Origin of the sequence: Clostridium sardiniense (genome assembly GCF_016907995.1) — a bacterium.
Taxonomy (GTDB): domain Bacteria; phylum Bacillota; class Clostridia; order Clostridiales; family Clostridiaceae; genus Clostridium; species Clostridium sardiniense.
Map to the genome: position 1 here is coordinate 1 of NZ_JAFBDA010000048.1, position 4,941 is coordinate 4,941.

Below are 4,941 nucleotides of genomic sequence, written 5' to 3' on the forward strand. Positions count from 1 at the left end.
GAAAATTTATCATGTTAATCTTTAAATTTATATTATTTCTTGGTAAGATAAACATATGTATTTTATAAATGTACAAAGGAGTAATAAGTATGATAAATAGAGAGAGAGTTTTGGATAGATTTATTGAATATATTCAAATTTCAAGCGAAAGCAAAAATGAAAAAGTTTTTAGTGAAAAACTTACAGAAGATTTAGAAAAAATTGGACTAGAAGTTTCTAGAGATAATGCAGGAGATATTATTGGTGGAACAACTGGTAATATAATAGCTAAATTAAAAGGAGATGAATCAAGAGAGCCTTTACTATTTAGTTGTCATATGGATACAGTTACACCAGGCATTAATATAAAACCTATCATAAAGGGTAATATTATATATTCAGATGGAACAACAATTTTAGGTGGAGATGATAAAGCTGGTATTGCAGCGTTAATAGAAGCTTTAATTAATGTTAAAGAAGAGAAAGTTAATCATCCTACTATAGAAGTTATCTTTACAATAGCTGAAGAAATTGGATTATGTGGTTCTAAGAATCTTGATTATTCAAAAATAGAATCAAAAAGAGGATTTGTTTTAGATACTAGCGGTGAGGTTGGAACAATTGTAAATAAAGGACCTGCACAAGATAAAATTGACATTATAATAAAAGGAAAGCCAGCACATGCAGGGGTCGCACCCGAAAATGGAATAAGTGCTATTAATGTGGCTAGTAAAGCTATTGCAGCGATGAATCTTTTAAGAATAGATGAAGACACAACAGCTAACATAGGAACAATTAAAGGAGGCACAGCTACTAATATAGTTTGTCCAGAAGTAGTTATAGAAGCTGAAGCTAGAAGTACAAAGATAGATAAATTAGATAAGCAAACAAAACATATGGTAGATACATTTAATAAAATTTGTGATGAAGAGAATGCGGAATGCCAAATAAAAGTAACTAGAGTATATGGCCAATTTGTTGTAGATGAAACTGATGATATAATAAAATTAGCTTCAAAATCATTTGAGAACTTAGGATATAATGTTGAAATTAAATCTTCAGGTGGTGGAAGTGATACGAATATATTAAACTGTAATGGAATTAAAGCAGTTAATCTTGCTATAGGTGAAAGAAGTCCTCACACATTAGATGAGCATTATCATATATATGATTTAGTAAAGGTAAGTAAATCTATTTGTGAGATAATACAAAATGCATAGATATTAATAAATAAAAGAACTGAAGTATACATACTTCAGTTCTTTTATTTATTAATTTATTTTAGTTTTTAAAAAATCATCTTTTTAGTGAATACCATAGGAGATAAAGGTAATAATTAATAATAAGTTTGAAAGGAGAATTATATGAAAATTAATAATTGTATTTTGTGTAAAGGAAAAGGTGTTATTGAATGTGAATGTATAGAATTCTTCAATAAGCTAGACAATTGCCCAGTTTGTAATGGAGAGGGCGAGCACTATTGTCCTATTTGCAGTAGCAGTAATTTATCAGATTGAAATTTATATAAAATAAAAAACTGTGTATTAAACACAGTTTTTTTCTATATCTCCATCCCATGATAACATTCCTCCACGAATATTAACACCGCTTTTTATATCTAAATCATCTAATAAAGATACTGCATGAGCACTTCTATTTCCACTTTTACATATAAAATAAATTGGTTTATCAGTTGGTAAATTATCACTATAATCTTCTATATCAGATAAAGGTATATTTTTTGCAGATGGTATATGTCCTAACTCAAACTCCTCTTTTTCTCTTACATCAATTAATAATGTAGAAGGGTCATTTGATAATAATGATTTTAATTTATTTGTTGATATTTGTTTCATAATCTAAGATCTCCTTATTAAGTCTAATAATTTTTAATTATACCATATTATTAAAAATTATTAGACTTAAATTTTATTATATATAAATAAATTAGTGAAAATAATCCTTGAATAGTTGCATTATTATGTAAAGTTATTATAAAATCATACTTAGGAAAAAAATTAAGGAGTTATAATTTATAATGCAATATATATGTAATAAAGATGAAGATTTAAATAAAGATATAAAAGTACTAATAGAAGAGTATATTAAAAAGTATTTAAGCAAAGATGACACTTATTTATTTATGAATGCACTTGATATATTAATTAAATTAAATGATATTGACATGAATAAAGGTAAGATTGAGTCATGGGCGTGTGGAATAGTACATGCTGTATGTAGTCTTAATGATTTAAATATTAAAGTTGGAGACATTTATACGTTTTTTAATGTTAGTAGTAGTACTGGATTAAAGAGATCTAAAGCAATAAGAGAATTACTAACAAAACATAATTATAATGAAAATAAATCTAGTAATAAAGAAATAAAGAATAACTTAAACGATATAGACTATATAAATGCGCAAAAAAAGATAAAAGAAGCTTATGAACAAAAAAATTTCAGTAAGAAAGTTATTTTAGCAAAAGAAGCATTAAATATTTGTGAAAATTGCTCAGATGCATATATTATTCTTTCAAATGATAAAAGTTTAAACAATCAAGAAAAGGAGCAATTATTGAGAAAAGCCGTAGAAGCATCAATAAACATATTAGGAGTTTCTGATATTAAAGATTTATATGATGTAACTGATTTCTCAAAAGAGATCAGACCATATTTAGGTGCTCAATATAGATTAGCAAATCATTTATGGGTTAGCGCAAGTAAAAAAGAGGCAGTAGATATATGTATGCATTTATTGAAGTGTGACCCTAAAGATAGACTTATAATTAGAAGTATCTTATTAAGTTGGACATTATTAATAAATGATAATGATAAGACAAAGACTATATTAAATAAGTATAATAATGATTATTTAACTGCAACAATTTATAGTAAATCTTTATATTTAATAAAATGTGGTGAGATAGAAAAAGGAAAATGCGAATTAAGAAAAGCTATAAGATATAATAGATTTGTAATACCTTATATATTAAAAATGAAGAGAATACCTAAAGTATTGCCTATAATAACTAGATTTGGTTCAGAAGAGGAAGCTATACATTATATGCTATATGGCTACGATGCTTGGAATAATGTTCCGAAAGCTATAAGTATAGTGAAAGAAACATATAAAGAAATACAAAGGGATTGGGCTTAAGTCCAATCCTCTTTTATTTTTACGAATTATTTTATAATATCATTCATATTAAATTTCCATAGAAGGATAGAATATATAAGATTATTCGTTTATATATATGAATTATTTTAAATACTCAGAGTTCTTTCTTTTAGCTATACTAGGTAGTATTAAGCCTAATCCCAATAATACGAAAATAGTCGCTATATTCATAGATACTTGGAATATCCATGATGTAGAAAATGCTTCAGCATTTGTTGGGAAGATACCCATTATACATGCAAATGCAGTAAAAATAAAGCACCATACACCAAAGCCTAATGCTAACTTATTGTTTTTAACAAATTTATAGTCTGAATGAAAGGTTCCTTTTACAGCTTTTCTAAGCAGTATATAAGCTAAGAATACCCATAAATATCTCATAGGCATAACAACAGCATTTAATTTTAATAACCAAGTAAATAGAGAATTAACATCACCAATCCCTAGTGCTGGAACTATTATTAAAATTGAAACTAATATTGTTGTCATTATATAACCGTTTGTTGGAACACCTCGTTTATTAACTTTAGCCAATGATCTTGGTACATATCTATCATCTGTATCAGCTAATAACACTTTTAAAGGAGCATCTATTGAGAAGACTAAAGCAGAAACTTGTCCAGCAAAATTTGCTAAAGCATATAGTATTAAGAAGAAATTACCAACACCATAGTAGTCGCCAAGCATTTGAAATGCATAATATGCTCCGTTCATCATTAAATCATCGGGGATATTTGTAGCATCAAACATTATTCCCATTGCAAAAGATCCTAATATTGCACAAATAGCTACCATTACTGCAAGAGCTATCATACCTCTAGGAAATCCTTTCTTAGGATCTTTCATATTATTTACATATGGAGATATTTTTTCAGCACCTCCAACTGCAAAGACAAGCATAGCTAATGTAGTAAAGTATGTAAAATCAAATTTAGGTATGAAGGTTTGAAAATTTATATTAGGAGTTGCAATATGTACTCCTCTTATAGATGGTGCTGCTATAACTAATAAAATATATAATAAGGACATAATGAAGGTTGCTATACCAGCTACTGTACCTATTTTACCTAATGAATTAATTCCTCTTGATGCAATCCATACAAAAAATAAAAAAACTACCAAACATATAGACTGTAATACTATAGGGTTCATATTATTTAATGTTGTACCATCTTGAAATACAGCCCATCCTAAAGAAATAGCAACAGCTTGTGGCTTTTGAGCAAGGTATGGTATATGAACTACCCAATATGTCCAACCTGCCAAATAAGCTATTTTAGGACTTGTTGTTTCTCCAATCCAAGAACTTACTCCACCTTTACTATCTTTAAATGTTGAACCTAACTCACCAACCATAAGTGCATATGGTATAAAGTAAAGAGCTAAGATTAAGATCCAAGAAGTAATTACGGTAAGACCTTGATTTGCAAAATTGTTAACTATATTACCGAAGCCCCATACAGTAACGAAGGCCATAAGTCCTAAGTTATACCACATAAGTTTTTTAGAATTGTTGTTATCCATGTTGTTTCCTCCTTTATGAATTGTAATTTGTTAATTACAAAATAGTATAAATTTAGCTAAGATTAAGATATATTTTATAGTTAATTGAATCTTGTAATTAAAAAATATAATTCAAATTTCAATGTGAAATATTAATAATATTTTCAAAATATTACAAATATACAATATTATATTAACAAATTTTACTATGGAAGTTGTGTACTTTTTGAAAACATTTTATTTTATATAATTTCTATGAATAGCATTACATTTAAAGATAG

Annotated in this window: 5 protein-coding genes; 3 read left to right on the forward strand and 2 right to left on the reverse strand. The window is 27.2% G+C overall.

Going from position 1 to position 4,941, the window contains the following annotated elements:
- Window positions 1-89 precede the first annotated feature (89 nt).
- Window positions 90-1,199 (forward strand): M20/M25/M40 family metallo-hydrolase, encoded by a 1,110-nt coding sequence (locus JOC62_RS18985; RefSeq protein WP_204596837.1) that lies wholly within the window; start codon window positions 90-92, stop codon window positions 1,197-1,199.
- A gap of 144 nt (window positions 1,200-1,343) precedes the next feature.
- Window positions 1,344-1,496 (forward strand): hypothetical protein, encoded by a 153-nt coding sequence (locus tag JOC62_RS18990; protein ID WP_204596838.1) that lies wholly within the window; start codon window positions 1,344-1,346, stop codon window positions 1,494-1,496.
- A 27-nt stretch (window positions 1,497-1,523) separates the two neighbouring features.
- Here the strand turns inward: JOC62_RS18990 and JOC62_RS18995 are convergent, their stop codons facing one another.
- Window positions 1,524-1,835, reverse strand: a complete 312-nt coding sequence (locus JOC62_RS18995) for a rhodanese-like domain-containing protein (RefSeq protein WP_204596839.1) — start codon at window positions 1,833-1,835, stop codon at window positions 1,524-1,526.
- Window positions 1,836-2,017: 182 nt separating this feature from the next.
- Between JOC62_RS18995 and JOC62_RS19000 the strand changes: the two genes are divergently transcribed.
- Complete coding sequence (locus JOC62_RS19000) at window positions 2,018-3,136, forward strand: DUF6398 domain-containing protein (RefSeq protein WP_204596840.1); 1,119 nt, start codon at window positions 2,018-2,020, stop codon at window positions 3,134-3,136.
- Between the two features lie 102 nt (window positions 3,137-3,238).
- Here the strand turns inward: JOC62_RS19000 and JOC62_RS19005 are convergent, their stop codons facing one another.
- Window positions 3,239-4,681: an amino acid permease gene (locus tag JOC62_RS19005; protein WP_204596841.1), complete on the reverse strand. Its 1,443-nt coding sequence runs from the start codon at window positions 4,679-4,681 to the stop codon at window positions 3,239-3,241.
- Between the last annotated feature and the right edge of the window lie 260 nt (window positions 4,682-4,941).